This window comes from Cellulomonas cellasea (genome assembly GCF_006538745.1).
In the GTDB taxonomy this organism is placed as follows: Bacteria; Actinomycetota; Actinomycetes; order Actinomycetales; family Cellulomonadaceae; genus Cellulomonas_A; species Cellulomonas_A cellasea.
In genome coordinates, this window is record NZ_BJLR01000046.1 from 21,481 (window position 1) to 42,490 (window position 21,010).

Here is a 21,010-nt window from a genome sequence, read left to right on the forward strand (position 1 = left end):
GCGGTCCGGACGGTCCTCTGCGGTCGACGTTCACGTGCCCACCACGCGCGGGTCGACCCACACCGCCCAGTCCTGGGCGGACGACGGTCCGGCGTCCACGCGCAGCTCGATCCCGACGTCCTTCCCGGCGAGGTGCGACAGGTCGGCCGCGATCTGCAGCAGCGACCCCGTGTACCCCTTGTGCACGTCGACCACGGGGTTCCACACGCGGCCGCCGCCGGGGAGCGAGTGGTGCTCGAAGACCATGAACCTGGCACCGTCGGTGAAGAACGCGCCTGACCGGAAGCCGACGAGCGCCTCGAACCGGGCATGGGCTGGCAGCCGGGTGTCGGGGTGCCAACCCTTGATCGTTCCGTTGGCGACCCACATCGGGTGCGTCCACAGCGACGTCGTCGTCCGACCGTCCTCGAGCGCGAGCGGGCCGAGTCGGACGAAGCCACGGGCGTCGCCGTCACTGCCGTCGAACGGCAAGACCTGCTCGTTGCGGGTGTTGCCGAGCGTGTCAGTCAGCTCGGCCCCTACCCAGCGGGCCTGTGACGCGAGTGCCGCGACGTCGATCGTCGTCACCTGGGGGCCGGTCACGGCCAGCCCGACGTCGACCTGCACCGGATTCGTCAGCTGCAGGTCGAGGCGCACGCGCTGCCCTCCGCGCACCCACCGGTCGAGCGTCCGGTCGTAGGCGGTCCCCGCGGTGACAGTCGTGCCCCGGGTGAAGGCGAACACCTCCGCGCGGGCCAGCTGCCAGTCGGCCGCAACCGCACGACCCAAGGTCGTGATGAAGCGCTCGCGCTCCTGCGCCGCACCGACTGCGATACCGTCAGCGAACTCCGCGAGAGCACGGTCGCGGTCGGCGGCGGACTCATCGTCGCTCTCCAGCACCTGGACGGGCAGCGTGAGGTACCCGTACTCGTCGGGCACGCGGACCGTCGGGAACGTGTGGCCGATGGTCCGGCTCTCACCGGTGTCGACGTCGTTGAAGGCGCCCGTTCGCATCCGGTGGACCTGCCCGGGCGCCTGGTTCACCAGCAGCGCGAGCAGGAACGGCTCGTCCCCGCTTGTGCCGCGGTCCCACTCGCTCTCCTTCACGCAGAAGAGGGAGTTCAGGCGCACGACGTAGTCGCTCCACGGACGCCCGGCCTGCACGGTCCGGCGCTCGCGTCTAATGTCGCCGTAGACCCGGTACCGGCCCTCGGCGCGACCGTCGATCTGCAGCGTGAAGGCAGTGGTGACGTTGTCGGCGAGTGCCGCCAGCCGAGCCGGCGTCCACACCATCTTGGTGTTGCCGACGAGGTCGGCCGGCCCGCCGATGAGGTTGAAGAGGAATGCCGCCACCGACTCCACCGCGGACTGCACGGCGCGCACGAACGATGTCCCGAGGGCGACGAAGACATCGCCGACCGACGCGGAGCGGTTCTCGATCTCGAGGAAGGGGGGCAGGGAGGAGTACGGGCCGAGGTAGTACGCCTGGTCGTCACCGGACTCGAAGTCGTTGTACGCGAGCAGCGGGTGGTCGCGCGGCATGTAGTCGAGCACGTCGCTGCGGCCGCCGGCGTGGACCACGATGTCCGAGTCCGTCCCGGCACCTGGGTCGCGGCCCGTGACCAGCCGCACCCGGAGGTACCACTCGTCCGCCTGCTCGTTGACGGGGGGCGGGTACGGCCCGACCGCCGCGAACCCGTACGGAAAGCGGTGGAACTCCTCGAACTGCCGTTCACGGTCGGCTGCCGGAAGCGTCGCCGTCCTGACCTGGTCCCAGAACTCCCCGGCCCCGAGGCTCGTCATCCGAGCGCCGAGGAGCTCGAGCCACTGGCTCGAGGTGGACCGGGCGAGGTCGGTGGCGGCCTTGAAGAGGTCCTTCCCGGAGATGTCCGTCAGCCCGCGCACCTGGACGCCGATCTCGGCCTGCCACGTGCTGTCGAGGGCGATCCCCGGCGGCGCGAGGTAGTAGACGCCCGCGGGGATCGGGACACCGAGAATGTGTTCCGGACGTGCCTCGGCCGAGTCGCGGCACGCCCGGTACGCCCGGCAGACCGGACCGTCCGACAGCGGCGACGCCGGGTGGCAGACGATGTCCATGACGCCACTGATCGACGACAGGGCGCCGCACCAGGGCGCAGGCTTGCCGTGCGGCTTGAGACCGAGGTGGTCGGGCAGCTCGTACGACCCCGTCCACAGCGGCATCGCTGCGCGCTCCGCGACGGGGACCTCGAGAAACGTCCGAGTGCGTCGAGTCTCGTCGTCGACCCAATTCGAGTGGCTGTAGAAATCCTGTAGGGCGTGCAGGCCAGCCCCAACCACGTTGCGCGCCGCGCCGACGTCGTCGGCGCGCCACGCCCACGCGAGGCCCGCGAGCGTCCCCGAGGTGTAGCGCCTCCACATCGTCAGGACCTGCCCGGGGGCGAACAGGTCGTCGAAGTGCAGGTTCTTCAGCAGCGGCTTCCCGGCCAGCGACGCCTTGAGTCGGGGGATCCCGCCCGTCGCCCACCAGTACGGGTTGTAGAGGTAGCTGTCGACGTAGTCGGTGTGCCAGGCGACGTCGTCCGCGGCAGTCAGGCCGAAGCCTGCATCCAGTGCCGCACCCCGGGAGATCTCCTCGTGGTACCAGGGGTCACCGGCCGCGGGATCCTCCCCGCCGAACAGCAACGTGGACCCCACCATGTGTGCCAGCCAGCGCAGCATCGTCGCCCCCGTCCTGAGTGCCGTTCCTCACGGTAGGAGCCCGTACCACCGGCCACGCCATACGCGGTTTCGCGTACTGGCCGGCGCGACGGGAGCGTCGGTAAAATTTTGCCCCCCCCCCCCTTCGCCGGTCCGGCGCGGGGCGAGCATCGCGAGGCTCCTCGACGGCGCTACGGCAGCGCGGCGACGCGCGAACGTGTGGTGGCGCTCAGCGCCTCGAGCAGCGAAGCGGTGCCGAGCTTCGCGTTGATGTGCTCGACGTGCTTGTCCATCGTCCGCGGCGAGATGCCCAGCTCCCGGGCTACGATCCTGCGGGAACGCCCGGACGCCAGCGCCGTGAGGACCTCGCGCTCGCGCGGCGACAGCGGGCTGCTGAGCTCCGTGCTTTCGGGGAGGAGCGCGTCGATCTCACGTCGGACGCGCGCGCGCAGCTCCAGCGCACTGCTCCCGATCCGTAGCAGTCGCTGGGCGCGGCTCAGCGCCTCGCGTTCGGCGGTGTCGTACGGGCGGCCGTCGCGGCCGAGGGCGAACGACGCCCGCACGTGCGCGGTGAACCGCACGGGAACCGCGACCTGCTCGGTGATGCCCATGGTGGAGCGGAGGAAGTCGAACACCCATCCGGAGCGCCAGTCCGGGTCGAGTTCGTCGGGGCTGCGCACGGCGACGTCGCCCGTGATCACGTGGTGCCACAGCAGCGGGTGGTCCCGTGCCCTGCGAGCGGTCATGACTGCCATCGCCGGGTCGAGCCGCGAGTTCGGGTAGGTCGCGACGGACGCCATCCGATCACCGATGTGCAGGACGTTCCACGCGCACGCGTCCGAGTGGCTCAGCCGCAGCAGCGCGGCGTGCACGGCGCAGCGCGAGTCGTCCGCACCGTCGTCGAGCGCCGACAGGAGCGAGTCCATGAGCAGGTCAAGCGCATCGCGTTCGCCGCGCGACTCCATCGGTAGCCCCCCACCGGCAGCCATGTGCCGCTCATGACGACGAATCTCCCCCGCGCGCGTGCGACCCGTGACGCGTCGTCCCTCAAAGCATCCCACCGGCCGGTTCGCCAGAGCCAGGACGAGAACGGGTGTGACGTCGATCAGTACGCCGCTTGGTCCGACAGTGCCCTGGTAGGGGCATGGGAGTAGCCGGTCCGCGGGTGCCGAGGCGAGACGCGGCAAGCCTCAGATGGCCTGCTGCATCGTCACCCAGAACGGCCCAGCACTGCAGGGCCCCTGTGGTCCGGCTGCCCTTTCGCAGCAGCGAAGAGGACGTAGAGCAGGCCGCTCGCGAGGACACTTCAGGTCGAGAACCGCCCGGACGGGTATCTGCCGAACCTGCTGTCCTGGCGAGCGGTCGCCGTTCGCAGTCCCAGTACGCCGGATGGTCCGGCGGTACGGGATGGCGAGCGGCACCAGCAGCCGCCCGGCGCCCGGCTGCCTCATCCCACGGAGGCTCACATGACCACACCGATGCCCTTACATCGACCACCCGGGCACGGCTCGTGCCGCTCTGATCTTCTATGCCGAAGTCTTGCTGCGTTGTTCCTGCGTCGGGACGTGGGGGCCACGCACCAACCGACCCGCGCGCGCGGGGGACTTGGGGCCCTTCGTTACGACCCGGCGGACTTGAACTGGGTATACCAGAGGTTGCGCAAGGACCGATCGAGTGCGAAGTACTCGTGCTGCGCCAGGATCAGCCGGGTCGCCAGCCGGCGAAACCCGCGCCCGGGAAGGACCGACGCCAACCGGTACCGCAGTGCCCGGTCATCCACGGTTACGCGAGGGTCGATTCCGGCTAGGAGGCCCAATGGATTGCCGGTGAGGGCTCCAGCGAGAGCCTTCCAGTCCGCGACGTACGAGAGGTGGAGCGAGACCGCGGCGTCGCCGTTGGTCCGGCGCTGGATCTCTTCGGCGATTACGCGGAGATCACGGCGGGTCGTGGTGCGGGGGCGCCCGTTCGCGTGGTCGGCGAGCAGCTTGCCCCGGCAGGACGGTGCCTTGACGCGGTTCGCGGATGCACCGCACTTGTGGCGGGAAGAAGGCTTTCCGGACGTGGTTCTCGCCCTGCGGACCGTCCGGCACCGGCGATCAGCAGTGCGCCCGTTCACGAGCGAGGCCGCCTCCGCAGCGAAGCGGGATCCCGATGCGAGAGCAGCGCGCGCCATGCTGAACGAGAACGCCGCACCGGCGGACCCGGACGTGCCGCACCTCGAGCGACTCGTGATCGTGCGGGCCTCGAACATCAAGCGGACTCATTCCGACGACGTCGGGGAGCTCGCGGTCACGAAACTACCCGCCGGTCGTCCGGTTCTCCACGAGGTACCTCCGGGGGACCGGGCCGAGTTCGCACAGGAGGACGACAAATGGCAACCGCCTGAGACTCAGCCGCAGTAGCAGCGGCGATATTGTAGGCGGCAGGGGGCCGGCGTCGACCGAGCAGCCTCAAGCAGACGGCGCCTCCACAGCCCTGGCCGCTCACCGCCAGCGCTTCGAATGAGATGTGCGTGGCCCAGTTGGCCTACATACGCGACGCGGGCAGGGTCAAGCTACGACGCCAGCCGTCGGTCAAGGGTCTACCGTGGTCCACCACGAAAACCAACGCGCGCTTTCTCGCCGTCGCCCGTCGCTATTTCGCTCTACCGTCCAGCATGCTCACCGTCGGGTGATACGAGGCTCACTATCACCGCATTCACCGCCGCTTGCCGGTCAATCATTGCGGAGTACCTCCCCTCGTCTGTTACCGCGAGGTAGGGATCCGTGCCCGAGAGAACCGCATCTTGCCACTTCTGATCTTCCTCGTGACGATCCACCGCTGCCGTGCACCATACGGAACCAAACAGCCGACGAGCCACATGCTCGGATACGAACAGGTCATCACCTATAGACGGGGTACCGCCGTTCTCAAGGCTAGCCACCTGCAAGAGGAGCAGTCGCTCCGGCACTAGCTCTCGATGACTTCGGCTCGGTCCGACCGGTTCGTTCAAGAAGGGAACCTGGGCGCTCGGCAACCATGGCGTCACGCCAAGCCGCTCGTCGATTGGATAGCTGATCATCCACCGAAGCGCATCTGCGCGTCCACGGTGAAAGGCAGCCGCGAGTGCATCTGGACAATGTGCCAATTGAGCTCGCAGCAGATTGCGTGGCACTCCCCAGCCTAGCAGTTGACGTGGACGACCCCCAATAGTCGCCACAAAGACGATCAGCCGTGGGTAGCCTACACGAGTGGCGCCGGACAAAAGCACAAGAAGGCGGGTCTGCCACCATGCCGAACCTTCTTCGAGGTCAACTATGCCCACCTCCGCGCCAACTAGGGGCTCCAGCGTCCGAAGTATCCCTCCGCCGCTGTCGGCTACGTTTTGACCGGGAATGCTGCCGAGGTTCGCCGCAATGCTTTTTTGGTTTGTGGTTCTCTCCGCCGCAAGAGCTGCCCCGGCAAAGGAAACTTCGAAGCCGCCCGGACCGCGCAGGGTTCCCGCGCCAGCGGCGACACGGTCAATCAGCAGCAAGGTTACGGGGATCGCCGAAACCACCACAGCGCCTAACAGCACAACGGGGGACAACGTGCGCTCGGCGAACGAGCCCGAACGTCGGAGCAACTCGAGGGCGACCACGAGCACGACCAGGAGCAGACCGCTGGAGATGAGCGCAGCGAGCGCAGTGGACGGCCAGAGACGGGCGTGGGGGAAACCCCGGTTTGCATCGCTCATCGCAGCCTAGCCCTTCTACCGGGCCCGATGTGTGCCTAAATCTGCACCCGGTTGCTCAAGTGTCTCGCAGCGCCGGCAAGGACGGAAGCCCTTCGGCATAATATGAGGCGGCGACGTGCCACGTACCGTCGCGACGGCGTCACTGCGCCGGTCGGCTCGCACGAGCGGGGCGGCTGCGAGACCGGCTCGATCCCGAACACGATCGCCTGGTGCAGCTCGACGCCCCCGCGCCATAGGCAACGAAATCCTCGCGGTCGTCGGTCCCTGATCGCGCCCTCGGCAGCGACCTCTCACATGCGATCCGTTCGTGCCGAGATGTGCCCGAGGCGCGAGCCGCGATCACTCACGAAGGCATCGCGAAGAAGTCGCGCACCGGGTTCTTGGCCCAGTCCAGGTAACCGGCCGCGTCGGCGAAGGTCAGCCCGAGTCCGATGAAGTATGGGAAGGACTCCAGCACCATGAAAAGGACGTCTCCGAATCGGTACACGTCGTACTTGTCGAGGGCGATGAGCATGTCCGTGGTCGCGGCGATGCCGACGGTGTTGAGCGCCTGAGGCGCCCAGGCTGGCAGGGCGACATGGAATGCCAGCGCCCCCGGGGACGCCGTCCCGAGACTGACCAAGGAGGTGGCGCCGCGCAGCGACGACGCGCCGCCGGCGTTCGCGCCGAGCCTGGCGGCGCTGTCGAGATAGGTGACGCGCTCGCTGAGCCCGCCGGCGGCAGGCGTCCGCGGGTCGACCTTGCTCAACCCGACGTTGATCCCGATGCCGGGGTTGTTGTGCAGGTATGCGGTGGCGCCACCGAGCAGCGCGCCGGAGACGAAGCCGATCAGCGCTCCCTTGGCGACATGGGTCCAGAACTGCTCCGCGCTCCCCCGGCCGCCCGCGTAGCCGATCGCGGCGCCCGTCCCGGCGCCGGCGAACGCACCCTGGATGGCGCCGGAGCTGATGAACGCCAGGTAGGACGCGCCACCCGTTGCGCCGCCCAGCCCGAGGAACACCGCCGAGCCGGCCGCCCCGCCGAGCGCGCCCGAGACGCCACCGAGGAGCCCGCCGACCAGCACGCCCTTCCAGATGTCGCCCCCGGCCTTGGACGCGGCGTAGCCGCCCAGGATGGCGCCGGCGGCCACCCCGACGGCGGCTCCGAAGAAGACGGCACTCGCGCTGATGGTGACCCCGGCCAGCGCCCAGGTCGTGCCCATGGTGAAGAAGCCGGCGACGACCAGGACGGCGACCACGACGACGACGGCGACGATCGCGAAGAAGTCGCCCCAGCTGAACTGGCCCGTGGGGTCGCGGAACCGGATCGGGTTGCCCCTGCCGTAGCAGTAGGGGTTCCACGAGTCGATGCCGTAAATGCCGTGCACGGTGCGGTCCGGGGACAGGAAGCGGCCCAGGCGTGGGTCGAAGCCCCGCCGTCCCATCCAGAGCAGGCCGATCTCGACGTCGAAGGGCTGGCCGAGGTAGCGCACGTCGCCCGGCACGATCGCGGCCGTCGCGGGACCGTTGCGACCCTCGATTCCCAACAGCACGCCGTACGGGTCGAGCCGCACGCGCGCCACGAGCGCGCCCGCCGAGTCAGTGAACAGGGTGGCCGACCCGTGCACGTCGGCGTGCAGGAACGCGCTGGACGCCGCGGCGACCGCCAGCACCCGCCGGTCGCCGAAGGTCACCCAGATAGTCGCCTCGCCGTCGACGAGGTCGGCGTGCGGGTCGGCGGTGACCGTGACGCGGTCCGGCGCACCAGGAGTGACCACGCGGCGGAGCGCGCGCTGACCGCGGTAGTCGAAGACCTGCTCCACCCCACGGTCGTCCGGCAGGTCGACCCGCACCAGGTCGTCGACGCCGTTGTACGTGAGCGTCCCGTACGGCGCCGTCGTGAGGAAGCCCGCCTCGTCGTAGCCGTAGGCGCTCCCGCCGGCGGCCACGACCTGGGCGGAGTCCGGTCGTGCGTAGGTCAGCTCGCCGAGACCGTCCACGGATCGCATGTCACCGGACGGGTCAAGGCTCCACCCGCGGTGCAGCCCGTCGGCATAGTCCACGGCCTCGAGGTGCCCGAAGTCGTCATAGGTGCAGGTCATCTGCTCGCCGGCGTGCGCCGCCGTCACGGACAGGAGGAGCCCGCCCGCGTCGTAGGTGTAGCGCTGGTCGCGCAGCACGGTCGCGTCTGGTGCCGTGACCTGCAGGCGGACGGGCTGGCCGGTGAGCTCGTCGTAAGACTCCTGCGCCACGACGCCATTGGCGAGCTCCAGTCGACGCAGCCGCCCGACGACGTCGTAGTCCGCGGAGCGGACGACCGAGGGCGCCTCGACCGGCAGGCCGCGCAGGCCGTAGCGAGTGCTCACCCGCCGCCGCGGCCCCCCCGGCCGGGCGGCCGGGAGGTCGGTGGCGACCTCGCGCCCGAGCGCGTCGTACTCGGTGTCCGTGACCAGCTCGTGGCCGCCGTGTGCCTCCACCCCCCGGCGGGTCTGCGCGATCCGGCCGACGGCGTCGTAGGCGAACGTGAGGGTGCCGATCCGGTCGACCACCTGCCACAGCCGGCCGCGGCGGTCCTTCACGCCGTCCGGCGGCGCGGGGTCGTCGGGGCCAAGGTACCTCCAGGTGATCGACGGTGCCGGGTCGTCGTCGACGTGGGCGGCCACCGGTCGGTCCAGCAGGTCGTACGCCGTGCGGGAGCGGCCGCCGTTGGCGAGGCGGCGCTCGACCTGCTTGCCTGCTGCGTCCAGGATGAACAGCGTGCGCCCGGTGTCCCCCGACACCTGCGCCAGGATCCGGCCCAGCAGGTCCTGCACGACGACCGACGTCCCCCCGTCGGCGTGGCCCACCTCCGCGAGCCGGTCCCGTGCGACGTAGCGGTAGGTCGTCACGTCCGTGCGCCGTTGCGCCCCGACACCGGTCTCGTGCTCGACGGCGACCACACGGCGCAGTGCGTCGAGCCGGCTCGTGACCACGTGGTGCCGCTGACCTGCGAGCGTCGTCTCCTCGACGGTCCGGACGAAGCCCGGTCCGTGCTCCTGCTGCACGCGGGCGCCGTCGGGGCGCACCTGCTCGACCATCCGCCCCGCGGCGTCGTACCGGTAGGCCACGTGCGGTGCGTCGATCTCCGGTGGCACCCAGCTGTCGTCGGACGCGTAGCGCGGGAGGTAGCGCCGGGACAGCGCCCCGCGCGCGCAGTAAATGGACACCTCCCGCACGATGTGCCGCCGCCCGTCGTCGCCCTCCCCCGGTCCCACGACTGCGAGCGTCTGCCCGCGTCCGTCCAGGTGCGCGACCTCGTCCGAGGTCCCGGCCTCCCCGTGCCGCACCCGCCGCCTGGTCCCGGTGCGCGCGGGTGCCGGCCGGGTCCCCGTGAGGTCCGCGACCCGGTAGTCGTGCTGGACGCTGGGGAGCACGTCGTCGTCACCCGGCGACACGGTCACGACCACGCGTCCGAGCGGGTCCAGCCGGTCCCGGGTCGTCCGCCCGTTCTCGTCGGTGACCGACACGACGGCCCCGGTGCGAGGGTCGATGTCGGCCGTGCGGCGGTGACCGACCGCATCGACGACCTCGCGCAGGGCCTGCCCGGCGACGTCGAACCGGGCGACGGTGGTGCCGCCCACGGGGCTCCGGCTCTCCAGCACCCGCGCCTCGGGCGGGCCGGACCGGGCCCAGGACACCTCCGTCACCCACCAGCCGCTCTCCCCCGGACGCCGCAGGTAGCCGTGCGCGGCCCAGTCGGGCTGGTCGGCGCCGTAGACCGACTCGGCCAGCTCGTCGGTGACCGCCAGGCGGGAGATCCTCGTCAGGAACCCGTCGGCGACCATGCCCTCGGGCAGGCCCGTGTGAGCCGGGCCGTCGTAGGCGTGCACGGTCACGGCCAGCAGGCTGCCGTCCGCGGCGGACTCCGTGACACGGACCGGCTTGCCGACGACGTGCCGGACATCGTCGCGCGCGAAGGTGATCTCCGTCGTGACGTCGTAGTCCGGTCGGTCGGGGTCGGCCGCCCGGAAGGCCCGCTCCCGCTGGCGCAGCACGTTGCCGTCCCGGTCGTAGGCCAGGTAGGAGATCTCGCGGACCGCGAAGGGGCGCTCACCGCGCTCCCACTGCTCCTCGGTCGTGCGGGCGGGCCGGGGCAGAGCGACGAAGCGCCCGTCCCGTGCCTCGAGGAGCTCCACCTCGTGCTCGTGCCGGACGACCTGGAAGGGGCGCCCCGCGGACGGACTCCCGTCCGGGGCGTAGCGCGCCGTCTCGAGCAGGCGATGGCGGAGCGCGCCGAACCGGAGCCGGTCGCCAGTGGTCAGGGGCCGCAGCGTGTCATCCGGGTGCAGTCCGACCGAGTAGCGGTTCGTGGTCAGCATTGTCGGCACCACGTCGTCCCCGACGTCCTCGACCTCGACCTCGGCGAAGCCGGCGAAGACGCGGCCCCGGGGGTCGTAGCTGCCGTCGTGGTAGCGGTTGCGCACCAGGTGGGTGGTCCCGGTGACCCGGTCCTCGTCGAGCACCTCGGCGACGCAGTGCACCGGCATGGGGCAGAAAGTCGTCCATCGCCGCCCGGCCGCGCGGTCCTGGGACGCGTAGTCCGTCGAGGTCCGGTAGCTGATCCGCTGGACGGTACCGAGACCGGCGTCGACGGACGCGAGCAGGTAGGGCTTCCTGCCGCCCTGCAGGTCCAGGAACACCGACCGCGTGCCGCTGCCCCCGTGCGCGACCCGGCTGAACAGCACGCCGGCGGTGCCCGTGCCGAGGAGGTCGACGAGCCGGACGGCCTCCGGCGGGCAGGGTGGCGTCCCGCGCACGACAGTGGGCGGGCTCCAGCCGGTGGCGAGGTTGTGCCAGACGAGCACCCGGTCGAGATCGACGTAGACGCAGTCGGCCCGGCCGTCGCCGTCCACGTCGACGAGGTGCAGCCGAGCCGGGTCCAGCGGGGCCGGCGCATCGGGCAGGGCACCCATCTCGTGGGCGTCGGCCCACCGCCCGCGGCCGAGCCCCGGCCAGCAAGTCACCCGGCCGCCACGGACCCGGACGAGGTCCGGGAGCCCGTCGCCGCTGAGGTCGGCCAGGCGCACTCGCGGATCGCCGATGGCGACCGGCGGCGCCTGACCGGCCGGCACGAGTACGGGCCGCGGGGACCAGCCGTCGGGCGCGCGGAACCACAGCGCGAGGGAGTCCCGGGTCGAGGCCAGGAGGTCGACGGTGCCGTCGCCGTCGAGGTCGGCCAGCCTGGCCGTCCCCGCGCCCGCCGGGCCGGCGAGCTGCACCGCTGGCGCGTCCCGCCACACGACCGCGGGCCCGAAGCCCCGACCGGGCACGAGCGGGTGATACCCGCCGAGCGGCCGGTCCAGGACGAGGAGGTCGGCCGTGGCGTCCCCGTTCAGGTCGGCCAGCGCGACGCCCGGGTCACCCAGCCCCGGCGGGACGACGTCGATCCGGCGCGGCGGGGCCCACCGCCCCTGACCGAGGTTGTCCCAGACCCTCGCGCCGCCCGGCCCCACCTCCAGGAGGTCCGGGAGCCCGTCGCCGCTGAGGTCGACCAGCTCGCCGGTCCCGTCGGCCAACGAGCCGGGGCCGCCACCGGGCACGGCCGGGGCTCCCACCGGCCGCAACGTCGCCCGGGCCGGCTCGGTGTAGCCCAGGCGCAGGACGGGGGCCGCCGCGACCTCGCCGTCCGCCCCGTGCCCGGTGAGCGTCACCGAGGTCAGCAGCGAGTGGCCGGACGGAGCGCCCTGGGTGTACCCGAGAGCCCACCGGCGGACCAGGCTCTGAGCTGCGGCCGGCGCGTGCAGCTCGATCGTGGCGCAGCGGGACGAGGACGTCACCAGCCGCCCGGTCCTACCGTCGAGGAACGGATCGGGTCGCTGCTCGTAGCCGAGCCGCACCTGCCAGGTGCCCCACTCGACGCGGCTGAGCAGGAGCGATCCACCGTCCGCGACGTAGCGGTACGTCACGGTGTTCCCCGCGACGTCGGTCATGCGCTCGAGCAGCCAGCTGGACGTCCGGCTCGACGGGCCCAGCACCTCCTCGATTCGCGTGCCCGCCGTGGCGCCGAGCACGTAGCGCGTTCCGTCCCGGTCCGCCACCTCCCACCCCTCGCCGGCGCGCCGGACCAGCCAGGTCAGCGTGTCCACCTCCGGTCGCCAGGTGCCGTCGTCCAGCGGCAGGAGCTCACCGACGCCAGGAATCGCGAACCGGTCGCTGTCGCCGTAGGTCAGGACGCCGTGATCGGTGGAGCGAACGACGGCGAGCGTCCCGAGCGTCCAGCCCAGCCCGAACGGCCCGGTCGAGCCGGCCGACTGGTAGGACAGGTCGAGCTTCGGACGCAGGCCGTTCGGTCCGGCCGGCACCTCGATGGGGACACCGTACGACCCGCCTCCGGTGTTCAGGTCGGTGCTGAAGGACGTGCCGAGCCCGCGCACCGCCCCGCCCCCGGCGGGGCGGCTCAGGACGAGCGGGTCGGTGCCGCTGGTGGCGCTCACGAGCCGCGTGCCTCAGGCGCGGGGCGTGTAGCTGTAGCCGAGCAGGAGGGCGAGGTTGGCGACCACCGCGCGATCCAGACCCGCGTTGGCGGCCTCGGGGATGCTGATGCGCCAGTCCCCGATCGCCGGTCCCGTGGCCAGGCCGACCCACGGGCCCGTCTCCGAGCCGATGATCCCGGCGGCGTCGGTCGTCGCTGCCACGGCATCCGCGGCCGCCGGTGGTGCCACCTCGACCGTGATCCCCTGCGCGGACCGTGAGCCGTCGGTCGTCAGGACCAGTCCCAGCTCGGTCAGGACGGGGTCGCGCTGGCTGCGCGGGAAGTCGGACGCCGTCAGGGGCAGCACCAACTCCCCGGTGTCCTGGAGCAGGTAGAACAGGTCCGGGTACAGCCACCGCAGCGGGACGGCACGCTGCCGCCCGTGCACCGACGGCCGCTCGGCCAGCTCGGTGAGGACCTGCTCGTGCAGGTCCCGGTCGTAGCGGGCGGAGTAGTAGAAGGTCAGCCGCACGTCGGTCAACGCGCCGAAGTCCAGCTCGTTCACCGCCTTCGGCAGCTCCAGGCGCCACGACGAGCAGACGCCGGCGCCCTGGAAGACGCCTCGGGCCCGCGTGTCGTCCGCGACAAGCAGCCCGTCACGGCGGCGCTCGTACTCCGACAGGACCAGGGTCTCGCGGGGCTGCAGCCGGAACTTCACCGCCGCCGGGGCACCCGGGACCCGGTAGGCGCTGACCCCGTTGTTGGTGAGGAACCCGCGGACGCCGCGGACCGGGACCAGGCCCTCCACCTCGACCTCGACGGCCTCGATGCGGCCGGCGTACGTGCCGGGGAAGGCGTGGTCGAACTCGTCGACGTCCGTCTCGAACTCCATGACCCCGGTCTGCCGCAGCCCCGTTTCGAACGCCAGGCCGTGCGACTCGGCGAGCGACACGGTGTGCTTCACCGGCTGCGGCTTGCCCCGCGCCACTGCGACCAGGTCGTACTGGAGCTGCGAGATGTCCGCGAGCAGGGCGTCGGCGCCGAGCAGGCCGTTCACCTCGAGGAGCGAATAGTCCGCCCGGATCAGCGTCAGCGCCTGGTCGGTCTCGAAGTTGTAGGCCTGCTGCATGAGCCGGGCGACCCGCAGCGCCATCGTCAGGTAGCGGCGGTAGATGCCGTGCATCACCTCGCCCATCCGCCACCAGACCTCGGGGGTGAAGGTCGCGTCGTCGAAGACCGCGACCAGCTCGTCCGCGTGCCTGGCCCGCAGGTCGGCGACGGCGACGGCGGCGTCCGCGGCGGCGAGCCGGGCTCGCGCGGCGGCCCGCTCGGCGACCGCCTGCGCCTCGGCCTGCAGCAGCTGCGCGGCCTGGCGACGCATCCGGTCGACCTCGTAGTCGCGGTTGAGCCGCTGCGCGGCGAGCGACTCGGCGGCGGCGAGCGTGCCGCGGTCCCCCGACAGCCGGTAGTTGCCGAGCACCATCCGGTCGGCGAGCGCGTCCAGCTGCCGAGCGTTCCCGTCGTCGCCGCCCGAAAGCTGTGCCGACAGGGCCGAGTGCATCAGCGCCTGGCTGGAGGTGGTGGCGTACGTGTCGGCATCGGTGGTGGCGTCCGCCGCACGCTGCGCCGCGAGGCCGACGGCACGGTCGTAGACGGTGACCTCGGCGGACGTGGCGTCCCGCTGCAGCCGGGTCGCGGCGGCCTCCGCCCGGGCCTGCGCGGTGGACTGCACGAGCTGGGCCTGGGTGAGCCGCGCGGCGTCGGCACGCGACCAGTAGGCGACGACGTCCCGTTCGGCGGAGACGGCGAGCTGGGCGAACTCGACGGCCACCGACCGCAGGTAGTCGTAGGTCCAGATGGGGACGAACTGCGTCGGCATGCCCCAGAAGTCCAGGCCGGCCGCCAGCTTCACGAGCTGCTCCCAGGCGGTGAGCAGGACCGTGGCGGTGGCGGCGTCGCCGGCGAGCCCGGCCGGCTCCGCGGGCAGCGGCAGCAGGGCGCGAGCCGCCGCGGCTGGTCCCGCCAGGCCGGGGGTGTCCCACAGCGGGCTGGCCGGCGCGCTGCCGTCCGGGCTCAGGACCTTGCCGAGCACGGCGAGCGCCTCGGCGTGCTCGTCCTGCCGGTAGTGCGCGATGCCCCAGTCGACGTAGAGCGTCCCGAGCCTGAGCCAGACGAAGGGCGCCTCGGTCTCGGTGTTCAGGAACGAGTAGCTCGCGGCCCGCAGGTACTGCTCCTCGGCCCGGGCCCAGTCCCCGAGCGCGTGGTGGCACTCGGCCAGGCCCAGCGGGATCTCGTAGAAGTACGCGTGCGCGAGCCCCAGGACCGCGTCGCTCGCCTCCTTCGGGCGGACGAAGCGGTCGAGCAGGTCGGTGCGCGTCACCCGGTCGGCGTAGAGCAGCCGGACGACCTCCGCGACCGGCTCTGCCCCGGCGGTCCACGTGAGCTCCTGGACCGCTCCCCCGGCGTCCGCGAGCAGCAGGGTGCGATCCGCTGTCACGGCGGTCGGCAGCTCGATGCGCTCCGAAGCGGGCAGGCGCAGCGCGCGGAACACGCCGGCCGCTCCCGGGTCCAGGACCCGTGCGCGGGGCAGCAGCAGGTCACGGTGGATGGCCGGACCCAGGTCGACCGCCTCCTCGAGCCGCGGGACGAGGTTCGGCGCGAGCTCCTTCGCCCGGTCGAGCACCACCTGCGCGCTCCCCGCCTGCCCGGCCGCACCGAGCGCGGACCCGAAGGCGACCGAGCTTGCTGCCGCAGCGTCGGCCGCCGTGCGCACCGCCGTGGCACGCAGGCCCGTCGCATCCAGGGCGGCGGTGCTCGCCAGCACGCTGTCGTCGAGCGGTCGAGTGCTGACCGGTCCTGGCCGGGGGCCCGGCAGGGGCAGCACCGCCAGCCACGCCAGCGAGATCTCGACCAGCGGCTCGAGCAGGGACACGTGCCGCGACAGGTCCACCGTGGAGCTCCACTCCCACGTGCTGCGCGGGTTGAGCTGTCGCCAGATCAGCCGTTCGGCGGACCGGTAGGCCTCGACGGCGTCCTGGTAGCGCCGCGCCGTCACGGCGGCGGTCGCCTCGACGAGCGCGGACTCAATGGCGGCGAGCTCGGCGGCGGCCGGCTTGCCGCCGCCCGCGGGTGTGTGGGCGGTGACGAACTCGGTGAGCACGGCGGACGCGTGCCGGAAGGAGTAGGTCTCGGCGACGACGGCCATGGCGATCTCCTAGCGTGAGGTGACGACGAACGTGTAGCCGCCCACGAGCTGCTCGCGGTCGTACGCGGCCACGCGCAGCGGCCACGCGCAGCGGCCACGCGGACGTCGTGTCGCAGCCGCAGTCGTCGTCGTCATGGTCCTCGGGCGCGGGCAGGTCGACCACCAGGACGACGCACTCCGGGACGACCGTGCCGTCGAGGTGCACCGGCACCGTGACGGGCTCTCCGTCCAGACCCACCGTCGCGTGCGCGCGAGTGAAGTCCCTGACCGGGTAGGGGCCGAAGAAGTGCCCGGCCGGGTCGGTGGTGACGACGACCAGCGCTCGGAAGTCGGCCTCCGCCGGCTCGTCGGCGGTCGCCCCCAGATGACGACCTGCAGCCCGGATGCGGGGCGTCGCCGCACGTCGCCCGCTCCACCGGCGGTGAGTGAGTTCCGCACCTTGGCCAGCAGGCGCGCGTGCATGCCCTCGACGGCCATGAGGTCGTTCACGGTCCGGAAAGGCCCGTGCTCCTCTCGGTGCCTCACGATGGCAGCGGCCACCGCCTCGTCGAGCCCCGCTGTGAGCAGCTCGTCGACCGACGCGCTGTTGATGTCGATCGGATCCATGAAATGTCCCCCTCTTAAGACCGTAAAACGGGGACCGTCATCGAGGGCATGGGCATATCTACGGACTGGACTGGAGTGGCATGCTGTGCCTCTCCGTGCACTTAGCGACACGGGGGCCCTCTGGAGGTGGAGCTGCCCGTGGACGGCGTGCGCACCCGGACGAACGCCGACGACGTGCTGCACGTCGTCACTGGCGTGCTGTCCGGCGTGTCCGCCGGTGAGGACCCCAGGCAGTGCCTGTGCCGCGTGGTGAGCGGCCTGGTACGTGCCGAGGCCTGCGGCTATCTCCGGTGGGAGGCTGACTCTGGCCGAGCGAACGTGGACGCGGCCTACCCCGCGCCGGCCGGCAGCGCGGTCACGGCCCAGGCCTCTCGCGGCCTCGCCGGTGCTCCCTCGACGCTGCACGGTGACCCCATGCGGGTCGGATCGAGCACGTGGACGGTCTGGGTACCGCTGGGGTCGTCCGGGTCAAACACGGGCCTGCTGCTCGTGCGCCGACGCGGCTTCTCCGCGTCGGCTGTCAGGCTGCTGACGGACGCCCAGCAGCCACTCGCGGCGGTGGACGGCGTCCTTTCGACCGTCGAGCGAGTGCCGCAGCAGCGGAGGGCGGCACGCCCCGTCATCCTCCTGACGCCCCGCGAGCACGAGGTCCTGCAGTTGTTGGCGGACGGGTTACTCGCGCGGACGATCGCCGCCCGGCTATCGCTCTCGCCGCGGACGGTGAACCACCACCTGGGCAGCATCTACGACAAGCTCCAGGTCCATGACCGCCTGTCAGCGGTCCTGCGCGCGCGGGCCACAGGTCTGCTCGTCGACGCTCCGGTGCTGCCGCAAGGTCGCTCCGAGCGCGCGGAACGTCTGCACGCTACCCGCCCGGCGCAGTAGACAGCCGAGCTCTGACGACGGTAGGTGGATGTGTGGCCGTCAAGCCGGCGCGCAGGTGGCTAGTTGGCCGGTGGCCGTGTCACCGCCGCCGTGGTCACGTTGGAACCGCTCGTTGCCGCTGGCATCAAAACCCTAGAACGAGCCGGCGTCCCCGAGGTGGGACGGCTCACCTGCGTGCCACAGCAAGTATTCCGAGACTGCCACGGCCAGCGCTGTGCATATCCAGGCCTCGACCGTCGCCTTGCGTGCGACGACGGCCTGGACCAGCTCCCAAGCTCGGCTCAGCCGAGCAGGTGCTCGGGCGGGCAACGCCGATCGACCGTGTACACAACGCCGCGGGTCAGTACAACTAGGCCGCGCACGTGGGCAGACCTGGCCACGCCGCCGTGTGCTCATCGAGATCGCAGGCGGACGTCGCCGCCGTCCCTTGCTTGTCGCCTGCGTTGAGGTCTCGCGATCCTCGGCTCTTTCGTGCTCCGAGCCGAAGGCTGACCGCCTGCTTCCGCGGCCGCCGCTCCTCGGTCCGGCACCCGCTTGACGCGGGATCACCTGCAGGTCAATGACGGCGGACCGGTACGGCGGCCGGCCAGGTCGCCTCCGTCGTCAGATTGCGAGGGCTCGGACGCCGGCAACCGCAGACGAAAACTCCTCGCCGGCGTCGAGGACCACGTCCAGGCGCGCCCCGCTCCGCACCCGCGTACACGGTCGGGACGACCGCGGCGAGCGAAGCGACCACCGTCGCCTGCTGACGCGCCCGACGCGCCGCACCCAAAGTGCTCCCGGCCGCGCCGGCGTCGACGGCAGGGGGCCGCTCGTCGCGGCGACCGCGGATGGCGCACGCCTGTTCTGAATCTCGCGCGCGGCGCGCGCACATTCCGGGGGAAGGACGGCGAACCTGCCCGAACACTCTTCGAGTCCGTGGTAAAGAAGAGGACCTAGAGATGCAGGCGTTCTCGCGTGGCCCCTACGAGAACCGGCTCGAAGTTGACTCGTGCCAGGCCTACCTGCGAGTGAGGTCCACACCCGAGGGCGGATGCCCGCCACGAGCGGATGCGGGCCGGTCCCCACCCTCTACCGAAAGCCGCTGTGGACATGTCTACCACTGACGACAGCATCGCGAGCCCGGCCGCGCTTCCGAGTTCGGCACGATCTCCCGCTACCTACAGCCCTGAAGAGGTCGCGACCATGCTGGGCACGTCGGCATGGTGGGTCCGCGAGCAGGCCCGCCGCGAGCGCGTCGCCCACCTGCGACTCGGCAAGGGCCGCATCCGCTTCTCCCCCGCCCACGTCGCCGCACTCATCAACAGCGCTACCGTCGAGGTTGCCGAGCCCCAACCGGGACCGGGACGCAACGCAGCCCCTGAAGATGCAGCCGTTCTCGGAGCGAGCGTCCGGTCGCTCGGCGCACACCGCCGCCGACAGCCGGCCTCGGATGGCCGCCCGGTCTTCGCGCCCAACCCAGCCGAACACCAATCCCCCGCGGGGACACAGACGCCACGTCGGAGCCGATAGATCCACACCGATCCACACATCACCGCAGTTCAGGGCGGTGACGCGATAGGACGTGTGTCCGTTATGCGGCTTTGTCAGGGTTCGAATCCCACTCGGGGCACTGTGTTGGCGCAGGCACGCAGCTCCCCCGCGTTCGACGGGCTACTCCGAGTCGACCGTCGTGAAGCGAGCCTCGGCCACGCTCGTGCCGGTGTCGGAGTCGCACTCGACCCGGACGGTGTGCTCTCCTGCCGCCGGCGCCACGACCCAGTCGTCGAAACCCCGGCCGACCTGCTCCTCGTCCACGTACCAGCGCCCGCGCTCCGGCTCGGCCAGCACCTCGCCCTCGGTGGACGCCCAGAGGCGCAGCGGCTGCCCGGCGCCCACGACGGCGCCGTCCTGCGGGTGCATGACGACGAGCTGGACCGGGCGCGGCGCGCTCGTCGCCCTCGTCTCGGCGGTGACGGTCGAGAAGCCGTCGTGCACGAGCAGGCGGAACACGAGCTCGGCTCGGCTCGGGAGGTCCTCGACGGAGAACTCGCAGCGGTTGTCGGTGATCCCGGCGGCGAGGCTGTTCCACGACCTGCCGTCGTCCGGCGAGAACTGCAGCGCGGCCGTCCACCCCTCGTCCGGTGCCGCGAGCTCCCAGCGGGCCACGCCGGCACCGCTCTCGAGGCGGACCTCGAAGCCGTCGATCTCCACGGGCCGCTCGGGCGCCTCGACGCGCCAGACCTCGGTCCGCTCGCCGTCGGCGCCCGTGCCCGTCACGCGAAGCGCGGCACCGCGCTCGAGGTCCGGGAGCAGCACCGACAATACGTAGCTGTCCTCGGCGCCCCCACCCCCGTCCTCCCCGGAGCAGCCGCAACCGCAGCTGCGCGCGGGCAGGCGCTGGACGTCGGCCGCGGAGATCACCCGGCCCTCGGCGTCGACCAGCTCGGCGACGAACGCGGTCGGCCGTCCGCCGTGCACCTGGGGCAGAGCAGCGACGCGCGTGACCTCGGTGACCCGCAGCTCTCCGCGCTCGACGACGCCGATGATCGAGACGACCCGCTCCGCCCTCATCCGCACGACCTCATGAGGACCACGCTCCCACTGCGGCGGGTCGGGGATGTACTCCCACGGCCACAGGTGCGGGTGGATGTACATCGGAGCCTTCCACCGCTGGCTCCTGATCCTGGTCGGGTTCAGGCGGGCGTTGTTGGTCAGACGCCCCTGGTGGTAGAGCGACATCCACGGCGGCCCGCAGTAGGACATGAGGTCCTTCTCGGTCGGGCGGTGCACCTGCCCATTGCGGGGGTCGAGGCCGTACTCGCCGAGCGAGGCCGTCGGCGTGCTCGCCGGGTGGTACGGCTCGTACGCCGGGTAGCCGGGGTCGCCTGGTGTCCCGCACGGTCCGTGCGCCAGACCGGCGCCGTGGCCGACCTCATGGGCCATCGTCACCTGCTGGCCGTTCGGGCCGGTGCTGACCCCGCTCGACTCGCAGCCTCCGACGTTGGCGATCGGGGTCCCGGCAGGCAGCAGCCCGTAGTAGATGACGTCCGTGCGGTTCCCGTCGTTCATCCGGACGCCGGCGACGGCCGCGTTCAGGGCGATCCACTGCAGCGAGCAGCCGCCGGGAGACGTCGCCACGCCGGTGAGCGGGGTGCTCCACGGAAGGGTGCCGGCGCTGGAGAAGATGCCCTGGGCGTCGACGGGCATCACCGTCAACGTCCACGCTGCCGTGGTCCTCAGGTCCGCGACGGTCGGCGCGGGCAGGGTGATCTGCGGGGGGTTCGCGGCGTTCACGGTCGGGTCCGGCCCCGCGTAGCTGATCATCACGCCGCGCAGACGCAGCTGCTGCCGGGTGTGCACCGAGAGGGATCTCATAGGTCGACACGACCCTGTCGGGCGAGTCCGTGCGGAACAGCTCGACCGTCAGACGCAGCGTCCCCGCCACGACGTCCTCCGGGAGGACGAAGTTCAGCGTCGAGCCGATCGCGCCGCGCTCGGCGGCATACCCGGGTCGGGACTGGGTCGTCACG

General features: G+C 71.7%; 8 protein-coding genes and 1 pseudogene. 1 reads left to right on the plus strand and 8 read right to left on the minus strand.

Annotated elements, in window-relative coordinates:
- Positions 1-30: 30 nt before the first annotated feature.
- The 7 genes and pseudogenes from CCE01nite_RS21000 to CCE01nite_RS22620 form a co-directional block, all read right to left on the minus strand.
- The gene (locus CCE01nite_RS21000; RefSeq protein ID WP_141372979.1) at positions 31-2,679 is read right to left on the minus strand and encodes a hypothetical protein; all 2,649 of its coding nucleotides are present in this window, start codon (positions 2,677-2,679) and stop codon (positions 31-33) included.
- Between the two features lie 170 nt (positions 2,680-2,849).
- Complete coding sequence (locus tag CCE01nite_RS21005; protein WP_141372980.1) at positions 2,850-3,845, minus strand: LuxR C-terminal-related transcriptional regulator; 996 nt, start codon at positions 3,843-3,845, stop codon at positions 2,850-2,852.
- A 1,457-nt stretch (positions 3,846-5,302) separates the two neighbouring features.
- Entirely contained in the window at positions 5,303-6,373 is a 1,071-nt protein-coding gene (locus tag CCE01nite_RS21010; RefSeq protein WP_157464164.1) for a hypothetical protein, read from the minus strand.
- Positions 6,374-6,716: 343 nt separating this feature from the next.
- Positions 6,717-12,824 (minus strand): toxin TcdB middle/N-terminal domain-containing protein, encoded by a 6,108-nt coding sequence (locus CCE01nite_RS21015; RefSeq protein WP_034625669.1) that lies wholly within the window; start codon positions 12,822-12,824, stop codon positions 6,717-6,719.
- Positions 12,825-12,836: 12 nt separating this feature from the next.
- The gene (locus CCE01nite_RS21020; RefSeq protein ID WP_052103549.1) at positions 12,837-16,007 is read right to left on the minus strand and encodes a Tc toxin subunit A-related protein; all 3,171 of its coding nucleotides are present in this window, start codon (positions 16,005-16,007) and stop codon (positions 12,837-12,839) included.
- 9 nt (positions 16,008-16,016) lie between these two features.
- Positions 16,017-16,142: a hypothetical protein gene (locus CCE01nite_RS22470; protein WP_281282423.1), complete on the minus strand. Its 126-nt coding sequence runs from the start codon at positions 16,140-16,142 to the stop codon at positions 16,017-16,019.
- A 297-nt stretch (positions 16,143-16,439) separates the two neighbouring features.
- A pseudogene (locus tag CCE01nite_RS22620) lies at positions 16,440-16,613 on the minus strand (ComEA family DNA-binding protein); the annotation flags it as partial.
- A gap of 126 nt (positions 16,614-16,739) precedes the next feature.
- On the opposite strand from CCE01nite_RS22620, the gene CCE01nite_RS21905 reads away from it, so the two are divergent.
- Positions 16,740-17,498 carry a helix-turn-helix transcriptional regulator gene (locus CCE01nite_RS21905; protein ID WP_052103551.1) on the plus strand — a complete coding sequence of 253 codons (759 nt, stop codon included), beginning with the start codon at positions 16,740-16,742 and terminating at the stop codon, positions 17,496-17,498.
- Between the two features lie 1,653 nt (positions 17,499-19,151).
- Here CCE01nite_RS21905 and CCE01nite_RS21035 read toward each other — a convergent pair.
- Positions 19,152-20,855, minus strand: a complete 1,704-nt coding sequence (locus CCE01nite_RS21035) for a zinc metalloprotease (RefSeq protein ID WP_141372982.1) — start codon at positions 20,853-20,855, stop codon at positions 19,152-19,154.
- Positions 20,856-21,010 lie beyond the last annotated feature (155 nt).

Excerpts from the sequence above, each read along its gene's own strand:
- CCE01nite_RS22470 (WP_281282423.1), bottom strand. The coding sequence starts at position 16,142 with ATGACGACGACGACTGCGGCTGCGACACGACGTCCGCGTGGCCGCTGC.
- CCE01nite_RS21020 (WP_052103549.1), bottom strand. The coding sequence starts at position 16,007 with ATGGCCGTCGTCGCCGAGACCTACTCCTTCCGGCACGCGTCCGCCGTG.
- CCE01nite_RS21010 (WP_157464164.1), bottom strand. The coding sequence starts at position 6,373 with ATGAGCGATGCAAACCGGGGTTTCCCCCACGCCCGTCTCTGGCCGTCC.
- CCE01nite_RS21000 (WP_141372979.1), bottom strand. The coding sequence starts at position 2,679 with ATGCTGCGCTGGCTGGCACACATGGTGGGGTCCACGTTGCTGTTCGGC.
- CCE01nite_RS21035 (WP_141372982.1), bottom strand. The coding sequence starts at position 20,855 with ATGAGATCCCTCTCGGTGCACACCCGGCAGCAGCTGCGTCTGCGCGGC.